Annotated in this window: 25 protein-coding genes; 14 read left to right on the top strand and 11 right to left on the bottom strand. The window is 67.3% G+C overall.

Annotation, left to right across the window (positions count from 1 at the left end):
- The 4 genes from GPX89_RS19280 to GPX89_RS19265 all read left to right on the top strand — a co-directional run bounded on the left by GPX89_RS19280 (position 1) and on the right by GPX89_RS19265 (position 3,411).
- Positions 1 to 966: an AAA family ATPase gene (locus GPX89_RS19280; protein ID WP_157388937.1), complete on the top strand. Its 966-nt coding sequence runs from the start codon at positions 1 to 3 to the stop codon at positions 964 to 966.
- A 138-nt stretch (positions 967 to 1,104) separates the two neighbouring features.
- A complete protein-coding gene (locus GPX89_RS19275; RefSeq protein ID WP_157388936.1) occupies positions 1,105 to 2,379 on the top strand; it encodes a DUF58 domain-containing protein in 1,275 nt (424 codons plus the stop codon).
- Positions 2,376 to 2,807: a hypothetical protein gene (locus tag GPX89_RS19270; protein WP_157388935.1), complete on the top strand. Its 432-nt coding sequence runs from the start codon at positions 2,376 to 2,378 to the stop codon at positions 2,805 to 2,807. The genes GPX89_RS19275 and GPX89_RS19270 overlap by 4 nt, the downstream gene beginning before the upstream one ends.
- Positions 2,808 to 2,865: 58 nt before the next feature.
- On the top strand, positions 2,866 to 3,411 hold the full coding sequence (locus GPX89_RS19265; protein WP_157388934.1) for an RNA 2'-phosphotransferase: 546 nt from the start codon (positions 2,866 to 2,868) through the stop codon (positions 3,409 to 3,411).
- 40 nt (positions 3,412 to 3,451) lie between these two features.
- Here GPX89_RS19265 and GPX89_RS19260 read toward each other — a convergent pair whose 3' ends face one another.
- Entirely contained in the window at positions 3,452 to 3,799 is a 348-nt protein-coding gene (locus GPX89_RS19260) for a hypothetical protein (protein WP_157388933.1), read from the bottom strand.
- A gap of 194 nt (positions 3,800 to 3,993) precedes the next feature.
- Here GPX89_RS19260 and GPX89_RS19255 point away from each other — a divergent pair, with 194 nt between their 5' ends.
- Positions 3,994 to 5,028, top strand: coding sequence for an AraC family transcriptional regulator (locus GPX89_RS19255; RefSeq protein WP_198347496.1), 1,035 nt, complete (start codon positions 3,994 to 3,996; stop codon positions 5,026 to 5,028).
- A gap of 14 nt (positions 5,029 to 5,042) precedes the next feature.
- Here GPX89_RS19255 and GPX89_RS19250 read toward each other — a convergent pair whose 3' ends face one another.
- On the bottom strand, positions 5,043 to 5,282 hold the full coding sequence (locus tag GPX89_RS19250; protein WP_157388931.1) for a glutaredoxin family protein: 240 nt from the start codon (positions 5,280 to 5,282) through the stop codon (positions 5,043 to 5,045).
- Positions 5,283 to 5,381: 99 nt separating this feature from the next.
- On the opposite strand from GPX89_RS19250, the gene GPX89_RS19245 reads away from it, so the two are divergent.
- Positions 5,382 to 5,588 (top strand): DUF433 domain-containing protein, encoded by a 207-nt coding sequence (locus tag GPX89_RS19245; protein ID WP_157388930.1) that lies wholly within the window; start codon positions 5,382 to 5,384, stop codon positions 5,586 to 5,588.
- Between the two features lie 81 nt (positions 5,589 to 5,669).
- Here the strand turns inward: GPX89_RS19245 and GPX89_RS19240 are convergent, their stop codons facing one another.
- Together GPX89_RS19240 and kstD are read right to left on the bottom strand one after the other, a co-directional pair.
- Positions 5,670 to 6,530: a MaoC family dehydratase gene (locus tag GPX89_RS19240; RefSeq protein WP_157388929.1), complete on the bottom strand. Its 861-nt coding sequence runs from the start codon at positions 6,528 to 6,530 to the stop codon at positions 5,670 to 5,672.
- Between the two features lie 279 nt (positions 6,531 to 6,809).
- Positions 6,810 to 8,513: a 3-oxosteroid 1-dehydrogenase gene (gene kstD, locus GPX89_RS19235; RefSeq protein WP_157388928.1), complete on the bottom strand. Its 1,704-nt coding sequence runs from the start codon at positions 8,511 to 8,513 to the stop codon at positions 6,810 to 6,812.
- Between the two features lie 152 nt (positions 8,514 to 8,665).
- On the opposite strand from kstD, the gene GPX89_RS19230 reads away from it, so the two are divergent.
- The 5 genes from GPX89_RS19230 to GPX89_RS19210 all read left to right on the top strand — a co-directional run bounded on the left by GPX89_RS19230 (position 8,666) and on the right by GPX89_RS19210 (position 13,981).
- Complete coding sequence (locus GPX89_RS19230) at positions 8,666 to 9,451, top strand: 2-keto-4-pentenoate hydratase (protein WP_328602016.1); 786 nt, start codon at positions 8,666 to 8,668, stop codon at positions 9,449 to 9,451.
- 58 nt (positions 9,452 to 9,509) lie between these two features.
- The gene (locus tag GPX89_RS19225; RefSeq protein ID WP_328602015.1) at positions 9,510 to 10,418 is read left to right on the top strand and encodes an acetaldehyde dehydrogenase (acetylating); all 909 of its coding nucleotides are present in this window, start codon (positions 9,510 to 9,512) and stop codon (positions 10,416 to 10,418) included.
- 12 nt (positions 10,419 to 10,430) lie between these two features.
- Complete coding sequence (gene dmpG, locus GPX89_RS19220; RefSeq protein WP_328602014.1) at positions 10,431 to 11,495, top strand: 4-hydroxy-2-oxovalerate aldolase; 1,065 nt, start codon at positions 10,431 to 10,433, stop codon at positions 11,493 to 11,495.
- A 547-nt stretch (positions 11,496 to 12,042) separates the two neighbouring features.
- A complete protein-coding gene (locus GPX89_RS19215; RefSeq protein ID WP_328602013.1) occupies positions 12,043 to 12,978 on the top strand; it encodes an NADP-dependent oxidoreductase in 936 nt (311 codons plus the stop codon).
- A 70-nt stretch (positions 12,979 to 13,048) separates the two neighbouring features.
- Complete coding sequence (locus GPX89_RS19210; RefSeq protein ID WP_157388927.1) at positions 13,049 to 13,981, top strand: AraC family transcriptional regulator; 933 nt, start codon at positions 13,049 to 13,051, stop codon at positions 13,979 to 13,981.
- 17 nt (positions 13,982 to 13,998) lie between these two features.
- On the opposite strand, the gene GPX89_RS19205 is transcribed toward GPX89_RS19210, so the two are convergent.
- The 5 genes from GPX89_RS19205 to hsaA all read right to left on the bottom strand — a co-directional run bounded on the left by GPX89_RS19205 (position 13,999) and on the right by hsaA (position 18,202).
- Positions 13,999 to 14,424: a hypothetical protein gene (locus GPX89_RS19205; protein WP_157388926.1), complete on the bottom strand. Its 426-nt coding sequence runs from the start codon at positions 14,422 to 14,424 to the stop codon at positions 13,999 to 14,001.
- A gap of 211 nt (positions 14,425 to 14,635) precedes the next feature.
- A complete protein-coding gene (hsaB, locus tag GPX89_RS19200; RefSeq protein WP_157388925.1) occupies positions 14,636 to 15,220 on the bottom strand; it encodes a 3-hydroxy-9,10-secoandrosta-1,3,5(10)-triene-9,17-dione monooxygenase reductase subunit in 585 nt (194 codons plus the stop codon).
- 28 nt (positions 15,221 to 15,248) lie between these two features.
- A complete protein-coding gene (hsaC, locus tag GPX89_RS19195; protein WP_157388924.1) occupies positions 15,249 to 16,148 on the bottom strand; it encodes an iron-dependent extradiol dioxygenase HsaC in 900 nt (299 codons plus the stop codon).
- A 2-nt stretch (positions 16,149 to 16,150) separates the two neighbouring features.
- Entirely contained in the window at positions 16,151 to 17,029 is an 879-nt protein-coding gene (gene hsaD, locus GPX89_RS19190) for a 4,5:9,10-diseco-3-hydroxy-5,9,17-trioxoandrosta-1(10),2-diene-4-oate hydrolase (RefSeq protein ID WP_157388923.1), read from the bottom strand.
- Between the two features lie 3 nt (positions 17,030 to 17,032).
- Positions 17,033 to 18,202 carry a 3-hydroxy-9,10-secoandrosta-1,3,5(10)-triene-9,17-dione monooxygenase oxygenase subunit gene (gene hsaA, locus GPX89_RS19185; RefSeq protein ID WP_157388922.1) on the bottom strand — a complete coding sequence of 390 codons (1,170 nt, stop codon included), beginning with the start codon at positions 18,200 to 18,202 and terminating at the stop codon, positions 17,033 to 17,035.
- Between the two features lie 196 nt (positions 18,203 to 18,398).
- Between hsaA and GPX89_RS19180 the strand changes: the two genes are divergently transcribed.
- Both GPX89_RS19180 and GPX89_RS19175 read left to right on the top strand, forming a co-directional pair.
- Positions 18,399 to 19,625: a Rieske 2Fe-2S domain-containing protein gene (locus GPX89_RS19180; protein WP_198347495.1), complete on the top strand. Its 1,227-nt coding sequence runs from the start codon at positions 18,399 to 18,401 to the stop codon at positions 19,623 to 19,625.
- Entirely contained in the window at positions 19,625 to 19,954 is a 330-nt protein-coding gene (locus GPX89_RS19175) for a hypothetical protein (protein ID WP_157388921.1), read from the top strand. The genes GPX89_RS19180 and GPX89_RS19175 overlap by 1 nt, the downstream gene beginning before the upstream one ends.
- 77 nt (positions 19,955 to 20,031) lie before the next feature.
- Here the strand turns inward: GPX89_RS19175 and GPX89_RS19170 are convergent, their stop codons facing one another.
- Both GPX89_RS19170 and GPX89_RS19165 read right to left on the bottom strand, forming a co-directional pair.
- A complete protein-coding gene (locus GPX89_RS19170) occupies positions 20,032 to 20,460 on the bottom strand; it encodes a cupin domain-containing protein (protein WP_157388920.1) in 429 nt (142 codons plus the stop codon).
- A 120-nt stretch (positions 20,461 to 20,580) separates the two neighbouring features.
- Positions 20,581 to 21,633 carry a saccharopine dehydrogenase NADP-binding domain-containing protein gene (locus tag GPX89_RS19165; protein WP_157388919.1) on the bottom strand — a complete coding sequence of 351 codons (1,053 nt, stop codon included), beginning with the start codon at positions 21,631 to 21,633 and terminating at the stop codon, positions 20,581 to 20,583.
- Between the two features lie 96 nt (positions 21,634 to 21,729).
- On the opposite strand from GPX89_RS19165, the gene GPX89_RS19160 reads away from it, so the two are divergent.
- Positions 21,730 to 22,641, top strand: a complete 912-nt coding sequence (locus GPX89_RS19160) for an AraC family transcriptional regulator (RefSeq protein ID WP_328602012.1) — start codon at positions 21,730 to 21,732, stop codon at positions 22,639 to 22,641.

The following is a 22,641-nucleotide window of genomic DNA, read 5'->3' as shown; positions in this document are numbered from 1 at the left end:
ATGACATCACCGATGGACCTGACCATCAAGCGCACCGACGCGGTGCTGCGCGAGGTATCGCGGGTCGTGGTCGGCAAGCGGGACGAACTGCAGCTGATCATGGTCGCGGTGTTGTCGGGCGGCCACATCCTCATCGAGGACCTGCCCGGGCTGGGCAAGACCCTCATCGCGCGGTCGTTCGCGTCGGCGCTGGGTTTGAACTTCACACGCGTGCAGTTCACCCCGGACCTGCTGCCCGCGGACCTGATCGGCTCCACCATCTACGACATGCATTCGGGCCGTTTCAGTTTCCGGCGCGGTCCGGTCTTCACCAATATGCTGCTGGCCGACGAGGTCAACCGCACCCCGCCCAAGACCCAGGCCGCGCTGCTCGAGGCCATGGCCGAGGGGCAGGTCTCCATCGACGGCGAAACCTTTCCGCTGCCACAGCCTTTCATCGTCTTCGCCACCGACAACCCGATCGAGTACGAGGGCACCTACCCGCTGCCCGAGGCACAGCTCGACCGGTTCGCCATGCAGCTGCGGCTGGGCTATCTGTCGGAGAACGACGAGATGAACATGATCCGCCGCCGGCTGGAACGCGGGGCGCAACCCGCCCAGATCGCGCAGGTGGTCGACGCCGACGGCCTGATGGAGATGCGGCAGTCGGTCGAATACGTGACCGTCCACCCCGACGTGGTCGGCTATGTCGTCTCCCTGGCCTCGGCCACCCGCGGCCATCCCCAGGTGGAGGTCGGCGCGAGCCCCCGCGCCGAACTGGACCTGGTCCAGATGGCCCGCGCCCGAGCGCTGCTCAACGGCCGCGACTATGTGGTCCCCGAGGACGTCAAGGCCCTCGCCATCCCGGCCATGGCCCATCGCATCACCCTGCGTCCGGAGATGTGGGTGCGCCGCATCCGCGGCGAGGACGTCATCGCCGAACTGTTGCGCCGCCTCCCGGCGCCTCGCGCCAGCACGCCGTCGTGAGCCGCGTATGAGTGACAGATACCCGCGCATCGCCGAGGACGCCCGTCGTCGTTCCGGCGTGCGTTCGGCCGGAATCCACCGCGGGGAGCGAGACTCCGGCCGAACGCACCTGCTCGGCGTCGAAAAGCGGGCGAGGTCATGAAGCATCGCGATACCAGTACGTCCGTCGAGGCCGAATTGCGGTGGCGACCCGCGCCATTGGTGTTCATGCTCGCGGCGGTGTCCGCGCCCGCGCTGGTGCTGGCGGTGATCCTGGGCAAATGGCAGCTGGTGGTGTTCGCCGCGCCCATGCTCGGGGTGCTGGCGACCGCGCCGTTGCAGCAGTCGCGCACGAAGATCCAGGTGGACGGGGCGGGGGTGCTGCGCTGCTTCGAGACCGAGGAGGTGGTGCTGACCGCGGCCGCGTTCGTGGAGAGCGGGCACGCGCTGCTGCGGCTGCATCCGGAACCCATGCACGGCATGGAGATCCACGTCGAGGAGACCGTCGACTCCGGCGTCGCGCCCGCCGGGCTGCGGCTGGCCCTGTCCGCGCCCCGCTGGGGACGGTATCCGGTGCCGATGCGGGTCAGCGCGCTGAGCCCGGCCGGGCTGGCAGTGGCGTCGGTGCGGCTGCCCGCGGGGGAGCTGTACATCTATCCGATCACCGATCCGCAGCGAATGCGGTTGCCGCGCACCGAACTTCCCGAACGCATGGGCACCCATCTGACGCGGCGGCACGGGCCCGGCGTGGAATACGCCGATATTCGCGTCTACACGCCCGGAGATCAGCTGCGCACGGTCAACTGGCCGGTGAGCGCGCGGCGCGGACAGCTGTTCGTGACCGAGCGGTTCACCAATCGGGCCGCGGATGTGGTTGTGCTGCTGGACACCTCGATGCAGGCCCCCGGGCCCGCGTCGGACTCGCTCGAGCTGTCGGTGCGCGGCGCGGCGCAGGTGGCGCAGTCCGCGCTGCAGGCCGGTGACCGGACCGCGGTCGTCTGCCTCGGGCGCAATCCGCGCTGGCTGCGCCCGGACATCGGCCGCCGCCAGTTCTATCGCATCGTGGACACCGTCCTCGACGTCGGCGACGAGCACATCGAAATGCAGGGCACGCTGGCCCCGCACTCCGCCGTGCCGATCGGCGCGGTCGTCGTGGCGTTCTCGACCCTGCTCGACACCCAATTCGCCTTGGCCCTCATCGATCTGCGCAAGCGCGGGCACGTGGTGGTCGTGGTCGACGTGCTGCGCGGACCGCCCTTCGGGGACGGCCTGGACTCGACGCTGGCCCGCATGTGGCAGCTCGAGCGCGCGTCGATGTACCGCGATATGGGCACGGTCGGCGTCGACATCGTCGGATGGCCGGAGGACACGCGCCTGGACCAGGTGATGCGCCTGATCCCCGAACATCGCCGCACCGTGAGGGTCCGCCGATGACCAGATTCCTCGCCGTGCTGTCCGGCCTGCTGCTCGCGGCCGCCGTGGCGATCGTATTGCCGTGGGCGGCGATTCCGGTGGCGCTGCTGGCGGCGGCCGGGTGGCGGTGGCGGGTGTGCGCCGTGCTGGCCGTGCTGGCGGCCATGGCGGCGCTGGCGTGGGTCGGGACCGGGGCGCTGGTGGCGGGCGGCATCGGGCTCGTGGCGACCACCTATCTGCTGAACACCGCCTCGATCTCGGCTCCGGTCGGGGTGGTGCCCACCACGGTGCCGTCGGTGGCGGGCGCGCTGGTGTTCACCGTCGCCGCCGGGGCGGCCACGGTGCTGCCCGCGGGATTGACCTGGGTGCCGATTCTCGCGCCGTTCACGGTGATCCTGTTGTACGCCTTGCTGGTTCGCGGCCTGACCGACGACCGGGTGCGCGACTGAGCCGAGCGCCGTCCGAAATCGCTTCGAATCCGGATGCGGGGCTGGTTCACTCGCCCGCATGGAAGAGAAGCAAATGATCAAGACCTCGAAGCGGCTGTCCAGGCATCTTCGACACGCACCGGGGGAGATCGGCCTCACGCTGGACTCGGCGGGCTGGGTGGAGGTTTCGGCCCTGCTGTCGGCGCTCGGCGCACACGGAAGGGCGCTCACCCGGCCCGAGCTGGACGAGGTGGTGGCGCGGAACAACAAGCGCCGCTTCGAATTCGATGCGACGGGAACCCGCATACGCGCGAGCCAGGGACACAGTGTCGACGTTGACCTGGAGTATCGAGCGAGCACGCCGCCCGATCTGCTCTACCACGGCACCGTTGGCGTGGCACTGCCCGGAATTCACGCGAAGGGGTTGAAGCCCATGCGCCGCCACGACGTCCATCTGTCGGCGGATCTGGAGACCGCCGTCAAGGTCGGGACCCGGCGTGGCAAGCCGGTGGTGCTGACCGTGGATGCCGCGGCTATGCACCGCGACGGGCACGTCTTCCGGGTCAGCACCAACGGGGTCTGGTTGGTGGCCGCCGTCCCGCCCGAATATCTGTCCGGACTGTGAGGTTTCTGTCCGGATGCCGGGCGGGCCGGCGTGCGGCCACTTACTGCAGGGCGGGGGGCATACGGGTCGGCTTGATGCGGCCCGCGTCGATGAGCGCCCGGAATGCCGCGGCTTTGCGCCCGCACTCCGCAACCGGGCAGCGGCGGTGCTGCTGCATGGTGCGATGGGCTTCCTGGACATCCAGCGGGTGGTCCGGGGCGACGTGAGACCAGACGGAGGGATCGCTGGTTGCCAGGGCTAATGTGTTGTGCTCGTTATTGATTCGCTCGCGAATCCGTTCCACCGAGAGCCGGTCCGGATCGTGATGGGGGTGGTGCAGGCTCATGATGGTGATCGCCATGATCACGAGCGATGCGAGGGTGGCCGTGAACACTTGCCAGGCGGCCATTGGTTCACCTTCTCCATGTCTATCGGTTGTAGTCAGCTAGATATTCAGTTGGTTAGCTAGATATTCACCGTATGCCTGAAGACGTTACGCCTCCAGCGCGTCCTGGGTCAGAAACAATCGAATTTCGGCCGCTTTCAGCAACTTCCCCGCTCGTTCCGCCCCCCGACACGCTGAAAGTTTGCGACCATTTCGATGTGACGGACGGTCAGGCTCAGCTGCGCTCCATCACCAGCGCGGCGCTCCTCGTGGAGTTCGCGGTCGCTCGCGGCCTGGGTGTGCCCGATCTCTTGCGCCACACCGGGATTCGCGAGCGCGATCTGCTCGACTCCACCGCCGAGATCACCCTCGCGCAGGAGCTGTCGCTGATGCGAAATGTCGTCTCCGGCGTCGGTGACGAGCCCGGAATGGGGCTTATGGCCGGATTGCTGTGTCACCCACCGAGTCTCGGAGTCCTCGGGTTCGCATTGATGAGCTGTCCCACCGTGCGCGACGCCGTGGACATGGCGCTGCGCTACGCCGACCTGTCCTTCACGGTCGCGCGCCACCATCTCGTCTTCAATGGCGACGACGTCTCCATCGTCCGCGACGACAGCGGCGTGCCGCCCGAGGTGCGGCGGTTCGCGGTGGAGCGGGATGTGGCCGCCATCTGGACCATTCAGCAGGACGTCATGCCGATGCGGCCGCCCATCACCCGGGTCGCGGTCGCCTTCCCGCCGCATCCGGTCTACGAGATGTTCGGGGCCATGCTGGGTGTCGAGGAGGTCGTCTTCAACGCGCCCCGCTCGGTGGTTACCGGACCGTCCAGTATTCAGAATCTCCAGTTGCCGCAGGCGAATTCGGCGACCGCCCGCTTCTATGAACAGCAGTGCGCCGAACTCATGCAGCGCCGCAAGCGCCGCCAGGGCATCAGCGGCCAGGTCCGCCAGCTGCTCATCTCGCGCGGCGGCATAGCCGACCAATCACGCATAGCCGCCGAACTGGACGTCAGTGTCCGCACCCTGCGCCGCCGCCTGGCCGATGAGGGGACTACCTTCCGCGAGCTGTCCACGGAGACAGTGGGTCTGCTGGCGGAGGAACTCCTCGTGGCCGGAATGACGGTGGAACAGGCCGCAATCCGCCTGGGCTACGCCAGCGTCTCCGCGTTCACCTCCGCCTTCCGTGGTTGGAAGGGGCAATCGCCCGGCCAGTTCGCCCGCGAGAACCGCGGCCGGGTGTCGGCGCGGGTCTGACGTCGCCCGCCGGGTCAGCCCTTCAGCGCCGCGGCGAGCTCGGCATTGGTGGGCTCGATCAGCACCGCGCCATCGGGCATCACGACCACCGGAATGTTCTTCCGACCCCCGGCGATCTCGATCGCCCGCTCCCGGGCGGCCTCATCCTGCTCGACGTCGACCTCGGTGAACGCCACCCCGTTCTCCCGAAACCACACCTTCGCCCGCCGGCAATCCCCGCACCAATCGGCCCCATACATCACGATGTCGCCCATGAGCCCGACTCTAGGCCAACCGCCCGGTCCCACACCCCACAGCCCAGGCCAACAGCTACCTCAGAGTTCGATTACTTCCGCCCCCTAGCCTCCGATGACATGTCCTTCCTCCACCGCATCACCCTCGACCCCGCCATCTGCCGCGGTGAACCGGTAATCCTCGGCACCCACTACCCGGTAGCCCTGATCGTCGACCTACTCCGCACCGGCGTCACCCCCACCGAACTCCTCTCCGACTGCCCCGCCCTCACCCGCGAAGACCTGGTAGCCGCCCTCCACTACGCCACCCTTCCGCAAGCCTGCTGAAACAAGATCAGGGAGCTCCCACCGCGGAAATCTGTCCGATTTCCCACGCTGAGAGCTCCCTGATCGTGAAGCCCTTCGGGGTTACGAGTGCGTGAGGACCACGTCCGCGAGGACGGGGGCGTCGTCGCGCTCGACGACGGTGACCGCGATGGCGAGTTCGCCGTCCTGCTGCCAGATTCGGGAGCGCAGCGTCTCGCCGGGGTACATGACGCCGGCGAAGCGGGCGCGGAAGCCCTTGACGCGGGCGACATCCGAGGCCAGCACGGTGTCGGTGGCGGTCTTGAGGACCAGGCCGTAGGTGCACAGGCCGTGCAGGATCGGGTTGGGGAAGCCGGCGTTGCGGGCGAATTCGGGGTCCGAGTGCAGCGGGTTGCGGTCGCCGCACATGCGGTAGAGCAGCGCCTGCTGCGGGAGGGTGGGGGTCAGGACCTCGAAATCCGGTGCGCGGTCGGGGAGTTCGGTCTTGGCGCTGGGGCCGCGCTCGCCACCGAATCCGCCCTCGCCCTTGGCGAAGATGGATGAGCGTGCGGTCCACAGGATTTCGCCGTCGGAGCCGACGGCGGTGTCCTCGCGCCAGACGACAGCGTTGGAACCCTTGTCCCAGATGTCGGTGATGCGCCCGGAGATGCTGCCCTTGCCCGAGGCCGGGATCGGGCGGTGCACGATGACCTCCTGGCTGCCGTGCACCACCTTCGCCAGATCGATGTCGATGCCGTCGAACTTCACCTTCGGCGGCTCGGTCTCGTGGAAGGACGGGGCGACGGTCGCGAAGGACGGCAGCACGGCGGGCTCGCGGTCGTCGACGTAGCGCAGTTCGGCCGCGTCGGTCCAGCGGTTGCCCGCGCCCAGCGCCAGGTTGTAGGTCTGTACATCGCTGGCGGACCAGCTGAATTCGCGCGCGGGAATCTGCGCGCCGAGCGCGACACTCAAATCGATGGGCATGAAAGGTTCTCCTCGTCACTCGCGTCCGATGGTCCGGCGCGGTTCGCCTCCCCGCAAGCCCCCGCTCCGCTGAGCGGGTCCTGCGTCGGCGCGCTCGAAAGTCTGCTCCCGGTCCCGCCACCCGAAAGAGCGTTCGGTGGTGGCGGTCCGGGCGTTCAGTTGTGCTTCCCCATGCCCCGCCGGGATAGAGCGGTACGGCAGGGCATGCGGGTGGGTTGGGCGCGGACTCGACGTGACCCGACTCGCGCCCAACCCGATCCTGAACCAGGTTGGGATGGTTCAGGACGCTTTCTCGGCGACGGGTGCGCCGTTCTTCTTCTTGGCCGCGACATCGAGGGCCGCCAAGTAGCCGAAGGTGATCGCGGGTCCGATGGTCGCGCCGGGACCGGCGTAGGTGTGGCCCATGACCGGCGAGGACGTGTTGCCCGCCGCGTACAGACCCTCGATCACGGTCCCGTCCTCGCGCAGCACGCGCGCGTCGTTGTCGGTGACCAGACCGCCCTTGGTGCCGAGGTCACCGGGGACCATCTTCACCGCGTAGAACGGGCCGACCTCGAGCTTGTTCAGGCACGGGTTCGGCTTGATGGTCGGGTCGCCGTAGTAGCGGTCGTAGGCGGAATCGCCACGGTTGTAGTCGAGGTCCTTGCCGGTCTCGACGAAGCCGTTGAAGCGCTCGATGGTGGCGCTCAGCTTGTCCGCGGGAACCCCGATCTTCTCGGCCAATTCGGCCACCGTCGGGGCGACGACGATCAGGTCGTTTTCCATCCAGCGGGACGGAATCCGCTGGCCAGGCTGCAATCCGGCGAAGATGTAGCGAGACCGGTAGCGCTGATCGAACACGAGCCAGCACGGCACGTTCTCGCCCGGACCCTCACCCTGCCCGTATTCGCCGCCGTACATGGTGTGCACAGCCTCGACGTAAGGAGCGGACTCATTACCGAATCGCTGCCCTTGCGTATTGATCATGATGGAGCCGGGCAGGTTGCGCTCGGCGAGGCAGAACCAGGGCTTGCCCTCGCCGCGGAAGGTGGTCGGACCCCACCACGCGTCGTCCATGAACGCGATGTCGCCGCCCGCCTCGATGCCCGCGCGGATGCCGTCACCCGTGTTCGCGGCCGCACCGGTGGTCCACTCGGTGGTGATGGGCTCGCGCTGGTACTTGTGCCGCATGTCGGCGTTGTGCTCGAAGCCGCCGCTGGCCAGGATGACGCCGTAGCGGGCGTTGAACCGGACCGCCTCACCGTTCTGCTCGGCGTCGACGCCGGTGACCACGCCGTTCTCGACCACCAGGCCGGTCAGCGGAGTGTTCAGCAGCACCGGCACATTCGCGTCGAGCAGGCCCTTGCGCAGACCCGCGATGATGGCCTGGCCCATGCCGACCAGCGCCTTGCCGGTGACCTTGCCCCACGCCCAGCGGGTGCCGACGCGCAGCACGCGCGCGATGCCGCTCGGGTGGCGGCGGATCAGGTTGAGCTTCTTGTAGTCGGCCTGCATGACGACGACGTTCAGCGGCGCCTTGCTGTAGGCGGGCTCCAGGTTGAACCGCTCCGCGCCCAGGACCTTGAGGTTGAACGGCTTGGGCTCGCACGAGCGTCCATCCGCCTTGCCGCCCGGCGCCTCCGGGTAGTAGTCGGAGTAGCCCGGCACCCAGCACATCTTCAGCGCGGAGTGGTCGAGCATGTAGTCGAAGGCTTCCGCGCCGCGATCGAGGTAGGTGTCGATCTTCTCCTTCGGCACCACGTCTCCGATGATGCTGTACAGGTAGGTCCGCGCCTCGTCGAGGTCGTCGCCCTTGCCCGCGGCCTTCAGCACTTTGTTTCCGGGAATCCAGACGCCACCGCCCGAGCGCGCGGTAGAACCGCCGTAATGAGCGGCCTTTTCGATGAGCACCGTGCGCAGACCGTGGTGCGCAGCGGTGATGGCGGCGGACATACCGGCGGCACCGCTGCCGACCACCACCACGTCGTAATCCCGATCAGTCATGTAGAACACGTTATAGAATCAATCCTGGTTTGGTCTATGTTGGTCTGGCAGATGGGACTGCTGAAGCGACGTTCTTCACAAAAACTCGTTTCAGTTTCTAGTCTCGTTACCGGAAGGCCACCGGCCGGTACCCCCGATGGAAGGAACACAGCGTGCTGACCGACGCGCTACGCAAGGAACTGGCCGATGAGCTCGCGGCGGCGGAGCGGACCCGCGTTCCGATCGATCCGCTGGCCGTGCGGTACCCCGAGATCGACGTGGTCGACGCCTACGAGATCCAGCTCATCAACATGCGGCAGCGCTTCGACGGCGGCGCGAAGGTGGTCGGCCACAAGGTGGGCCTGTCCTCCAAGGCCATGCAGCAGATGATGGGCGTGGACGAGCCGGACTACGGGCACCTGCTCGCGGAAATGGAAGTCTTCGAAGACGTTCCGGTCGACACCGCCAAGTACCTGTACCCGCGCGTCGAGGTCGAGGTGGGCTTCATCCTGGGCGCCGACCTGCCCGGCGAGGACTGCACCGAAGAGGATGTCCGCAAGGCCACCGTCGCCTACGCGCCCTCCATCGAGCTCATCGACACCCGCATCAAGGACTGGAAGATCGCGCTCTGCGACACCATCGCCGACAATGCCTCCTCCGCCGGATACGTGCTCGGCAAGCAGCGCGTCTCGCCGGATCAGTTGGATATCAAGAACATCGACGCCGTGCTGACCCGCAATGGCGAGGTCATCGCCGAGGGCCGCTCCGACGCCGTACTCGGTGACCCGACCATCGCGGTGGCGTGGCTGGCCCGCAAGGTCGCCTCCTTCGGCGTCCGCTTGAAGGCGGGCGACATCGTGCTGCCCGGCTCCTGCACCCGTGCCATCGACGCCCGCCCGGGCGACGAGTTCATCGCCGAGTTCGCCGGACTCGGTTCCGTCCATCTGGGTTTCGCGTAAGCCTGAATCAAACAGGCCGCGTCGCACAGACACTGACCTCACCGAGTAGGAGAAAGCCGTGACTGCAAGCAAAGTCACCGCCGCGATCGTCGGGTCCGGCAATATCAGCACCGATCTGCTGTACAAGCTGCTGCGTTCGGAGTCCATCGAGCCGCGCTGGATGATCGGCATCGACCCCGAGTCGGAGGGCCTCAAGCGGGCCCGCGGCCTGGGCCTGGAGACCTCCGCCGAAGGTGCGGACTGGCTGCTGGCGCTGCCGGAGAAGCCGGACCTGCTGTTCGAGGCGACTTCCGCGTACGTGCACCGGGCCTACGCGCCCAAGTACGCCGACGCCGGGATCCGCGCCATCGACCTCACCCCCGCCGCGGTCGGCCCGGCCGTGATCCCGCCGGTCAACCTCGACTCGCTGCGTGACGAGATGAACGTCAACATGATCACCTGCGGTGGCCAGGCGACGATTCCGATGGTGCACGCGGTGTCTCGCGTGGTGCCGGTCGAGTACGCCGAGATCGTGGCGTCGGTGTCCTCGGTGTCCGCCGGTCCCGGCACCCGCGCGAACATCGACGAGTTCACCAAGACCACCTCCGCCGGTGTGGAGACCATCGGTGGGGCCAAGCGCGGCAAGGCGATCATCATCCTGAACCCGGCCGAGCCGCCGATGATCATGCGCGACACCATCTTCTGCGCGATCCCCGAGGACGCCGACCGCGACGCCATCACCGAGTCGATCCACCGGATGGAGAAGTCCATCCAGGAGTACGTGCCCGGCTACCGGCTGCTCAACGAGCCGCAGTTCGACGAGCCGTCGCTGGTTTCCGGTGGTATGGCCAAGGTTTCGATCTTCGTCGAGGTCGAGGGGGCGGGCGACTTCCTGCCGCCGTACTCGGGCAACCTCGACATCATGACCGCCGCCGCCACCCGCGTGGGCGAGGTGCTGGCGAACCAGATCATCTCGGCTCGGGTGTAAGGAGTTCCGACAGTGAGCAATTCGAACATTCTGAAGCCGTTCTCGGCGGATCTGGACGTCCGGGTCACCGACACCAGCCTGCGCGACGGCTCGCACCACAAGCGGCACCAGTTCACCGTGCAGGAAGTGCGCGACATCGTCGGCGCGCTCGACGCCGCCGGTGTGCCCGTCCTCGAGGTCACCCACGGTGACGGCCTCGGCGGTTCCTCGTTCAACTACGGTTTCTCCAAAACCCCTGAGCAGGAACTGATCAAGGCGGCCGCGGAGACCGCCAAGCAGGCCAAGATCGCCTTCCTCATGTTGCCCGGCGTGGGCGTCAAGGAAGACATCAAGATCTCGCAGGACAATGGCGCGTCGATCTGCCGCATCGCCACCCACTGCACCGAGGCCGACGTCTCCATCCAGCACTTCAACATGGCCCGCGACCTCGGCCTCGAGACCGTCGGCTTCCTGATGATGGCGCACTCCACCACCCCGGAGAACCTGGCCAAGCAGGCCCGCATCATGGCCGACGCCGGCTGCCAGTGCGTCTACGTCGTCGACTCCGCCGGTGCGCTTGTGCTGGACCAGGTTACGGATCGCGTCTCGGCTCTCGTCGCCGAACTCGGCGACGACGCCCAGGTCGGCTTCCACGGCCACGAGAACCTCGGCCTGGCCGTCGCCAACTCGGTCTACGCGGTCCGCGCGGGCGCCACCCAGATCGACGGCAGCGCACGCCGTTTCGGCGCGGGCGCGGGCAACCTCCCCGTCGAGGCCTTCATCGGCGTCTGCGACAAGCTCGGCATCAAGACCGGCGTCGACTTCTTCGCGGTCACTGACGCCGCCGAAGATGTTGTCCGCCCGGCCATGCCGAGCGAATGCCTCCTCGACCGCCAGGCCCTCATGATGGGCTACGCGGGCGTCTACTCCTCCTTCCTGCGTCACGCCGAGCGCCAGGCCGAACGCTACGGCGTCTCGGCAGCAGAAATGCTCGTCCGCGCCGGTAAGCGCAAGCTCGTGGGTGGCCAGGAAGACCAACTCATCGACATCGCCCTCGAACTCCAGCGCGAAAAAGAGAAGTCAGCCGCCAACGCCTGACTCCACCAAGACTGGGCCGCAACCGATTCCGGTTGCGGCCCAGTTCTGTTTTCAGTGCCGATGACGCTCAGTTCGGCGCGGATGGCCCGTTCCGGCCAGGGTTACCCATACGACGCGTCGCTCATCATCGATCGCGTACCAGATCCGTCCGCTGCCGGTGACTTCGTATCGCCATTGTTTCCTGTAGGTCGCCGTACTTCGTCACCTCTGTCAAGTTGATCAGCCATCTGCCCTACCCGGACGTTCGACATCGGCGGCTTCGCTGATGTCGAACGGTCCGCGTAGGCGGCGGGCCAACTCGGGGTCGGAATGTACTTCTGCCGTCGCCGGCCACTCCCGCAGAGATCGTGCGAAGGGAATCAGCAGGCCGGTTTCCGCTGTCGCGCTGTCGAGGTTGCGGAAGGCGGGGCCTGGATTCCTAGCTCGTCTCTCTTCGGATACTTAGAGACAAAAACGGGAGACTGCAGGGCATTCAAAGTCTTCTGTCTGCTCCATAACGTTGTCGGTGTTCGGTTCGAGGGACGGGCCGAGAGACAGCGTCAGGGAGATGAAGGCGATGCGTGCGGTGATTCAGAAGAGCTTCGGTGGGCCTGAGGTTTTGGAGGTCGTGGAGACCGAGAAGCCGGAGCTGTTGAGTGGTGAAGTACTGGTTCGGGTGAAGGCCAGTGCGATCAATCCTGTTGATGTGGCGGTGCGGTCGGGGGCGTTCCCGTTGCTCGGGCAGCCGCCGTTCGGGGTCGGGTGGGATATCTCGGGTGTCGTCGAGGCGACCGGGCCCGGGGCGCGATACGAGGTCGGGGAAGAGGTTTATGGGATGCCGTTCTTCCCCCGTGCCGCAACGGGTTACGCGGAGTATGTGGCGACGCCCTCGCGTCAGGTGGCGCGGAAGCCGAAGTCGCTGAGCCATGTCGAGGCGGCGGCGCTGCCGCTGGCGGCGCTGACGGCCTGGCAGGGGCTCGTCGACAAGGCGGGCGTGAAGGAGGGGGACCGGGTGCTCGTGCACCGGGCCGCCGGTGGAGTCGGGCATCTGGCGGTGCAGATCGCGAAGGCGCGGGGCGCGTATGTGATCGCGTTGGCCAGCGCGGCCAAGCACGACTATGTGAAGAGCCTGGGTGCCGATGAGGTGATCGATTACCGGACAACGGATTTCACGCAGGTCGTGCAGGATGTGGATATCGTCTTCGACTCCGTGGCCGACGGCGAGCGTTCGCTGCGGGTGCTGAAGTGGGGCGGGACGCTGGTGACAATCCTCGAGCACATGAACCCGGAGCTGGAGGCGGCCGTGAAGGCGGCGGGGCGGCGTTTCGCGGGTATCTCGGTGGAGCCGGATTACGCGGCCCTGGAGCAGATCGCGGAGCTGGTGGACGCGGGCGAGCTGACGCCGACCATCGCCGAGACGCTGCCGCTCGAGGAGGCGGGGAAGGCGCACGAGATCGTGGCGTCGGGACAGGTCGTCGGCAAGGTGGTGCTGACCGTCGAATGAGGGCGGCGGCGAATAATCGGGGCGGGATCCGGGTTGCAGGGCACGGGTTCCGGAGTGAAGGAGAGCAGCGATGGACGTCCTGACCGAGGCCCTGGCCTCCATGCGGACCGGCGTGCCGAATTCGGTACGGACCGACGGCCGCGCGCCCTGGGCGCTCCAGCTGCCGCCGACCGCGGGTGCGGGATTCCACGTGGTGCTGCACGGCACCTGCTGGTTCTATCCCACCGAGGACCCCGCGCAGGCGATCGCCCTGGGCCCGGGCGATGTGGTGTTCGTCCGGGACGGCGCGGGCCACATTCTCGCCGACCACCCGGACACCACTCCGGAGATTCCCCGGCCCGAGCAGTACCTGCAGCGCCCGCCGGTGGGCGTGCTGCAGCTCGGCGGTGACGGCCCGGCCGCCAGCCTGCTCTGCGGCAACTACCACCTCGACGGGCAGCGTCCGCATCCGCTGCTGCGGCAGCTGCCCGAGGTGATCCACCTGCCGGCCAGGCACGGCAGGCATCCGGAACTGGCCGCGGCCATCCAGTTGCTGGGCGCGGAGCTGGACAACCCGCGTCTCGGCTCGCACGGCATCGTGCCCGCGCTCATCGACTCGCTGCTGCTCTACATCCTGCGCGCCTGGATCGAGGATCAGCCGCGCTCCCAGGCGGTGGGATGGGCTGCGGCGCTGCGGGATCCGGCGGTCGCACCGGCCTTGGCGGCCATGCACGAGGACCCGGCGGCGGGTTGGACGGTGCAGTCCCTCGCCGATCACGCGGGCCTGTCCCGCGCCGCCTTCGCCCGCAAGTTCAATGCCATGGTCGGCGAACCGCCACTGGCCTATCTGACCCGCTGGCGGCTGACCACCGCGGCGAAACTGCTCCGCGAGGACGATCTTGCCATCGAAAAGGTCGCGGCCCGAGCGGGATACAGCTCGGAGTTCGCCTTCGGCAAGGCTTTCAAACGCGAATACGGCCTCGCGCCGGGCCAATACCGCCGCCAGGCGCGCGCGGCGGCCTGACGGCGACGGGCTGCGTGTTACGCGGCCTGGAAGCGCCGGGGCAGCCGGGCCACCAGGGCGTCGAGCTCGGTGCGCCACCGGCGGTGCACATTGAGGCGCTCCGGCGCGACCGTGTTCGGCAGCTGGTAGAAGACCTTCGACCAGACCGGATTGATCTGCATATCGGTGAACTGCGCGGTGCTGAAGTGTTCGGCCGCAATGAAGTTCGTCGGCCGCCCACTCCACTTGCTGCACTCGATGAGCACAACCGACGTCTGGGTCAGCACCACGAAGTAGTACTTGCGCAGGAAGATCATGATGAAGCGCACGTAGGGCAGATCATCGACCCAAGGACTGGGCCCGGTAATGGCCTGAAAGGCCACCTGCATCTGCTCGCCCTGCGGCGCGAACTCGGCCAGCTTGGCCGCCAACTGCTTCTGAATCGTCGACTTACGAAATGCCATGCGGTATTTACCCCCGGAAGATGTACTCACCCGCGCCGACTCGGCCGCGGAACGCCCCGACCCTAGCGACCCCCGAGCTTCCGCGCCAGTCGAATATGAAAGACCCGAATCGGAACGCGCACAATGAAATTACTTCCGTCCGGCACCATCGCGAGCGTGAACGAACGATGCCCGCGCGGCGTCACCGTGCGGGCATCGTCGAGTCGCCGGCCTACAGCCAGGTGTCGAGCGTGGTGGTGGTGAGGAAGTGTTCGAGGTCGGCGCGCCAGGGGGCGGGGGTGGTCTTCTCGGGTTCGATGGCCGTGTATTGGCCTCGGTAGAAGAGCAGCGGCCTGCCGGAGTCGGTGGACTCCGACAGGGCCTGGACTCGGCCGATCACGATGTAGTGATCGCCGCCGTCGAGCACGTTGTCCACAGTGCACTGGATCGTGGCCAACGCGCCGTCCAGCACCGGGAGGTTCAGTTCGGAAGTGTGCCAGTCGATTCCGGCGAACTTGTCGGGTTCGCGGGAGCCGAAGCGGGCGCACACCGGCTGTTGCTCCTCGGCGAGCATATTGACGGCGAAGCTGCCGTTGCGTTCGATCGCCGCCCAGGAGCGGGACTCCTTGGTGGGGCAGAACAGCACCAGCGGCGGATCGAGGGACAGGGCGGCGAAGGACTGGCACGCGAACCCGATGGGGGCCCGCTCCTCGCCCTGGCCATCGAAAGTGGTGATGACGGTGATGCCGGTGCAGAACTGCCCCAGCACATTCCGGAACTGCCGCCCGTCGATCAACGGGTATTCCTCGGTGGTCATGTCGCTTGCCGCCCCTGTCCGCTCTCGCCTACTTGAATCCGACGCTGAAGTCGTGGCCCCACAGGCTGACCGCGGTGGATTCCCGCGCGATCCACGAGTGATCATCGACTTCGAGTCCCTCGCAACCGAATTCGATATCGAACCCGCCCGGCGTCTTCATGTAGAACGACAGCATCTTGTCGTTGATGTGGCGGCCGAGGGTGGCCGACATCTTGACCTTCTTGCGGTTGGCGCGGTCCAGGCACAGGCCGACGTCGTCGGAGTTCTCCACCTCGACCATGAGGTGCACGATCCCGGTCGGGTTCGGCAGCGGCAGGAACGCCAGCGCGTGGTGGCGCGGGTTGCATCCGTAGAAGCGCAGCCAGGCCGGGTCGCCGTCGGCGGGACGGCCGACGAGCTGAGGAGGCAGCCGCATGGAGTCACGCAGGCGGAAGCCCAGGATGTCCTGGTAGAACGCCTGCGCGGCAGCGTCGTCAGTGCAGGTGAGGACCACGTGGCCCAGCCCCTGCTCGGCGGTCACGAACTTGTGGCCGTACGGGCTGACGAAGCGGCGGCCCAGGTACTGCGCGCCGTAGAACGCCTCGAGGGTGTTGCCGGCCGGATCCTGGAACCGGATCATGCCCTCGACGCGACGCTCCCCGAGCTCTTCCTTGGTGCCCTCGGTGAACGCGATCCCGTTCTTGGCGAGGGTCTCCCGAAGCTGCTGCAGCCCACGGGCGTCGGTGACCTCCCAGCCCGAGACCAGCAGCCGATCCTGCTCGCCGGGCACGATCACCAGGCGCGCCGCGAAATCGTCCATGCGCAGGTAGAGTGCGTCGGGGTTGAGCCCGTCGCCCTCCATCATGCCGAGCACCTTGAGCCCGTACTCCCGCCAGGCCGCCATATCGGTGGCCTCGATGCGCATGTACCCGAGCGCCTTGATACTCATGCTCACTTCTCCTTGACGCCGAGCAGGAAGTCGGTTGCCAGGCGGTTGAATTCGTCGAACTTCTCCAACTGCGCCCAGTGGCCGCAACCACCGAACACATGCAGTTGTACACGCGGCACCATCTTCAAGGCCACGAGTGCGCCGTCGATCGGGTTCACGCGGTCCTCGCGGCCCCAGATCATGAGCACGGGCTGCCGCAGCTTGAAGGCGTCGCGCCAGATCATGCCCTTGGCGAAGTCCGGTCCGGCGAACGACTTGCCCATGGCGCGGGTGGCCGCCAGCGACTCCGGCTGCGACGCCGAGGCGAAGCGCTCCTCGACCAGTTCCGGCGTGATCAGCTTCTGGTCGAAGACCATGATCCGCAGGAACGCCTCCAGGTTCTCCTTCGTGGGTTCGAAGTTGAACTTGGACAGCAGCTTCACGCCCTCGGTGGGGTCCGGCGCGAACAGGTTGGTGGACAGACCGCCCGGGCCCATCAGCACCAGCTTGCCGGCCCGGTCCGGGTAGTCCAGCGCGAAGCGGGTGGCCGCGCCGCCGCCGAGCGAATTGCCCAGCAGGTGAACGCGATCGGTGATCTCGAGGTGATCGAGCAGGTCCTTCAGCGCCGAGGCCGAGTGCACGAAGTACTGCGGGTGCTCGGTCGGCTTGTCGGACAGGCCGAATCCGGGCTGGTCGACCGCCAGAACGTGAAAGTCCTTGGCCAGCACCGGAATATTCTTGGCGAAGTTCGACCACGACGAAGCGCCGGGACCGCCGCCGTGCAGCAGCACGATGGTGGGGCCGTTGCCGACCCCGGCCTCGTGGTAGTGCAGCTTCAGGTCCGGCCGCACCTGCGCGTAGCGCGAGGTGGATTCGTAGGTGATTTCCTCGACAGCGGTCATCGCCTACACCATCGTGTCGGTGATCGGGAGCCCGAACGCGTGGGTGCCGTACATGACGTAGGCGCGCTCGGCGTCATTGGCCGCGTGCACCCGACCGGCGTGCGCGTCACGCCAGAAGCGCTGCAGCGGAGTGCCGTTGGCGAGCGCGGTCGCACCCGAAGCCTCGAACAGCTTGTCGATCGACGCGACGGCGCGGCCGGTGGCGCGCACCTGGTCGCGGCGGGCGCGGGCGCGCACGTCGAAGGGCACGTCCTCGCCGCGCAGCAGGTAGGCGTACTCGTCGGCGACATTGCCCGAGAGCTGACGCCACGCGGCGTCGATGTCGCTGGCGGCCTCGGCGATGCGCACCTTGCCGAACGGGTCGTCCTTGGCGTTCTCACCGGCGTAGGCGGCGCGCACGCGCTTGCCCTGGTGCTCCACGTGGGCTTCGTAAGCGCCGTAAGCCATTCCGACGATCGGAGTCGAGATGGTGGTGGGATGGATGGTGCCCCAAGGCATCTTGTACACCGGATCGGTGTTCTGCTCCAGGCCGGGCGCTTTCAGCTCGCTCATGGCGCGGAAGCTGAGGAAGCGGTGCCGGGGCACGTAGACGTTCTCGACGACGATGGTGTTGGAGCCGGTGCCCTTGAGCCCGACCACGTGCCAGACGTCCTTGATCTCGTATTCGCTGCGCGGGATCAGGAACGAGCCGAAGTCGACCGGCTTGCCGTTCTTGATCACCGGTCCGCCGACGACCACCCAGTCCGCGTGGCCCGAGCCCGAAGACCAAGCCCAGGAACCGTTCACGGTGTAGCCCTCGCCGTCCTCGGTCACCACGCCGGCGCCCATGGGCGCGTACGACGAGGAGATCCGGACGTCGGTGTTCTCGCCCCAGACCTCTTCCTGCGCGCGCTGATCGAACAGGGCCAGGTGCCAGTTGTGGACGCCGATGATGCCCGCGACCCAGCCGGTGGAGCCGCACGCGCTGGCGATCTTGCGGACGGTGTCGTAGAAGACGACGGGGTCGGCCGCGTGGCCGCCCCACTGCTTGGGCTGAAGCAGCTTGAAGAATCCGGCGGCCTCGAGTTCCTTGATGGACTCCTCGGGGATCTGTCGCAGATCCTCGGCCTGCTGGGCGCGCTCACGCAGGGCGGGCAGCAGCGCCTCGACCCGCTCAACTACTTCTTGCGTCATCTCGCCAGTTGCTCCTGCCTGGTGCTGGTACAAGCGGTCTTCGTGTGCCCCTGAGAGTAGAACACGTTCTTATTCCTGTCGAGAACGCGGTGCAAGACCAGCTCAAACGACCCCAATCCAGGTAGTGGGACCTATCGCTGGCCAACCGCCAGCCAATTTTGTAACGTGTTCTAGTACATCCATAGGAGGATCAACGATGGCGACAAGCGCCCAAGGGCCCCGCGGGAAGGTCCGCGAGATCGACGTGGGTTCGATGCCCACCCGCTACGCCCGGGGTTGGCACTGCCTGGGGCTTGCCAAGGATTTCCGTGACGGCAAGCCGCACGCGGTCAATGTATTCGGCACCAAGCTGGTCGTTTTCATGAACAGCCAGGACGAACTCAAGGTGCTGGACTCCTACTGCCGCCACCTCGGTGGCGACCTCTCCATGGGTGAGGTCAAGGGCGACTCCATCGCCTGCCCGTTCCACGACTGGCGCTGGGGCGGCGACGGCAAGTGCACCGGCATCCCCTACGCGAAGCGCGTGCCCCCGCTGGCTCGCACCCGCTCCTGGATCACGCTGGAGCGCAACGGCCAGCTGTTCGTCTGGCACGACCACGAGGGCAACCCGCCGCCGGACGAGGTGACGATTCCCTACATCGAGGGCCCGTACACCAATGCGGACGGCACTCCCTCGGAGGGGCTCAACGAGGGCTGGACCGACTGGACCTGGCACTCGCTGCTGATCGAGGGCGCCAACTGCCGCGAGATCATCGACAACGTCGTGGATATGGCGCACTTCTTCTATATCCACTACGCCTTCCCGACGTACTTCAAGAACGTGCTGGAGGGCCACATCGCCACCCAGTACCTGAAGACCAAGGGGCGCCCTGACAAAGGTCAGGCCGCCGAGGCCGGCATCGATGTGCTGCTCGAGTCCGAGGCGTCGTACTTCGGTCCGTCGTACATGATCAACCCGCTGCTCAATATCTACAGCGGCTACGAGGTCAAGACGGTTCTGATCAACTGCCACTACCCGGTCAGCCAGAACTCTTTCGTGCTGCAGTGGGGTGTCTCGCTGCAGAAGCCGGCGGGGCTGCCCGAGGAGCAGGCGCGGTCGTTCGCCAAGAAGATGACCGAGGGCGTCTCCGAGGGCTTCCTCCAGGACGTCGAGATCTGGAAGCACAAGTCCAAGATCGACAACCCGCTGCTGACCGAGGAGGACGGGCCGGTCTACCAGCTGCGCCGCTGGTACGACCAGTTCTACGTGGACGTCGCCGACATCGACCCGAAGTCGGTGCAGCGCTTCGAGTTCGAGATCGACACGACCAAGGCCGTGGAATCCTGGACCGCCGAGGTCGAGGAGAATCTCCGTAAGAAGCGCGAAGCGAAGGAGGCCGAAGCCGCGGCCGCCGACGCTTCGCAGGAGGAAGCAGGAGTCTGATGACCAGCTGGGCGAAGGCGCCGGATTTCGCGGACCGTCCGGAACAGCGTGAACAGGTGCGCGCCCAGACGGTTCTCGACAAAGAGCACTACATGGAGTCGGGCCTGACACCGATCGCGTGTCAGAACTGCGGCACCGAGGTGCTGGTGCGCAAGCACAGTCACAATCAGAAGACGGTGCAGTGGACGGTCGATCCGGCCCAGCACTGCCCTGTCTTCCGCAAGCTCGCCGAGTCCGGGCCGATGACCGGTAAGCCGGACTCGTGCCCGAACCTCGAGAAGACCATCGACCACGCGGTCGCGGAGGGTCTGCTCAAGATCGACGACTGACAGTCGTCGATCCTCTGATGCACTCGAGTGCCCGCCGCGCGTGAGTGCGGCGGGCACGAGAACAAAGAGCGAGTGATTCAGTCGAGCCGGAAGTCGGCGAACTCGAAGCCGGGGGAGACCACGCAGCTGACCAGGCTGTAGTGGTCTCCTGCAGGTCGGGCGGATTGGCTGACCCCGCCGGGGACCACCGCCTGGGGGCGCTGGCCCTGCCCGACATCGGGGCCGAGGACGATCTCCTCACCCCCGATGTTCAGCAGCAGCGGGCCGCCTCGATGCCAGAACCAGATCTCGTCCGAGGTCACGGTGTGCGGCGCGGACTTCTCACCGGGTAACAGCAGGAAGTAGATGGCGGTCGCGCTGGACCGGCGCCCCGCGTAGCCTTCCGGCTCGAATTCGACTCCGCTGCGCCAGGTTTCCCGGAACCAGCCGCCCTCGGGGTGCGGCTCCAAGTCCAACTCGGCGGCCAGCTTCGGACGATCATCGCTCGGGCGCTCGTGGTCGCTCATGCCCCCCACTGTAGGTCGCGGATCGGGCCGAAAGCTCTCGGCGCGAGCATGTTCGGAGACTTGTCGGAGACCGGTCCGATCCACCGGAGTCGACTGCGGCCCGCTATCGCGGTGCTTTCGCTACCCCGTGATCTGCCACGAGATGCCGTGGTGCGCGAGGGCGTTCAGGAAGTCCTCGGGGTCGAAGGCCTCGGCCGGGGCCAGGACGCCCGGCTTCGTGGTTCCGCGCGCCAGCCGGATCGCCGCCTCGACGGCCATGAGCGCGGAATCCCGGTACGAGTGCACGCCGCTCACCACGCCGCGCGCCCGGTCGCCGTCCGCGCCGACGGCATCCACGACCACGAAGTAGCGCAGATCCGCGCTCGGTGCGTCCGGCATGGTGTCGAGAGCCTCGGCGGTGAAGCTCTCGAGGTGCTTCAGGATCGCGACGTCCAGCGCCCCGGCCACATACGAGACCTCGGAATGGCGCGGGATGGTGAGCACCGGCGGCTGCGGGAACTTGGCCACCGCGGTCGGCTCGTTCGCGTCGGGGAAGGTCATGGCGGTGTGCCGGGTGACCGGACCGGTGCGGAATTCCCCGTCCTCGTAGTGCCAGCCGCCGGAGCGGAACCAATCCATGCTCGCCAGTACGGTTTTCGCGCTGCCCTTGGAACCATTGCCTCCGCTGCGGCTGAGATGGCTGAGCACGATCTCGGCGGGGCGGTGCACGCGTCGCGACACCAGGTAGGCGAGCAGATCTCCGGAGACGTTGTTGTCGGTGACGCCGGAGACGACAGTGACACCGGCCGCCTCGGCGCGCGGACCGTAGCCGTCCAGGACGCGCTTCAGGAAGAGCTGTTCGCCGGAGATATCGGTGTAGTGCGCGCCCGCCTCGACGGCCGCGGCCAGCACAGTCTCGCCGATCTCGACATAGGCGGGCAGGCTGCTGATCACCACATCCGCGTCGGTGAAGGCGTCGACCAGTGCGGAGTGGTCGTCCACGTCCGCGACGCGGATCTCGGCGGCCGGCATCCCGGCGGCGTCGGCCGCGGCCTGGAGGCGAGCGGCATTGCGTCCCACCAGGATCGGGGTCAGGCCCCGGCGGTGCAGTTCGGCGAGGAGGTAGCCGCCAGTGGTTCCGGTCGCGCCGTACACGGCGATGGTGGCGGTCGGGGTGATGTCTGCTGTCGTCATGAGAATGAAGTTATTCGGATAGCATGAGCAAATGAATGGCTGAAATGTTCAGTTCGATGCTCGGAACGCTCATTTTATGAGCTGTATGGTGGGCGAGTGGACATCCTCAGCGAGACCATCGCCGCCATCCGCACCGGAAATCCCACCTCGGGCCTGTTCATTCGTCCCGCGCCGTGGGGCCGCCACTACCCGAAGGTGCCGGGCGCGGGATTCCATGTGGTGCTGCAGGGTTCGTGCTGGGTGGTGCCGCCGCGGGGCGAGCCGTTCGCGATGGGGGCCGGGGATGTGCTGTTCATGCCGCGCGGCGCGACACACGATCTGGTCGACGCGCTCGGGACGCCGATCACCGAGACCGCCGCACCGGGGGAGCCCCGGGACGTGGAGGGCCCCGGCGCGCGCACCGTATTGGTCTGCGGCGCCTACGAACTCGGCCGTCAGCGCGGTCACCCGCTGGTGGACGAGCTGCCCGAGTTCATCCACCTCCCGGCGCGCCCGGGCCGCCATCCGGCGCTGCGCTCCGCGGTCGACCTGCTCGCCGGGGAGGTCGCCGAGCCCGGACTGGGAACCGATGCCGCCGTCCCCGCGCTGCTCGACACCCTGCTGCTGTTCATCCTGCGCGCCTGGTTCGGCGAACAGGCCGCTCCGACCGGTTGGGCCGGGGCCTTCGCCGATCCCGCCGTGGCCGACGCCCTGCGCGCCATTCACGCTGCGCCGCAGCGCGCTTGGACCGTGCCCGAGCTCGGCGCGCTCGCCGGGGTCAGCCGCGCCACCCTGGCCCGCCGCTTCCTCGCCACGGTCGGGGAGCCGCCGCTGGCCTACCTCACCCGCTGGCGCATGCTGACCGCCGCCCGACTGCTGCGCGAGACCGAGACGCCGCTGGTCGGCGTGGCCCGAAAAGTCGGCTATCAGAGCGAATTCGCGTTCGCCAAGGCGTTCAAGCGCGAATACGGTCTTGCTCCAGGCCGATACCGTCGCGCCGAGGACACGCCCGCCGTCATCGCGGTCTGA

It is taken from the genome of Nocardia terrae, from assembly GCF_009760405.1.
Classification (GTDB): domain Bacteria; phylum Actinomycetota; class Actinomycetes; order Mycobacteriales; family Mycobacteriaceae; genus Nocardia; species Nocardia terrae.
The sequence above is the reverse complement of the archived record's forward strand: the minus strand, read 5'-3'. Positions and strand labels throughout refer to the sequence as shown.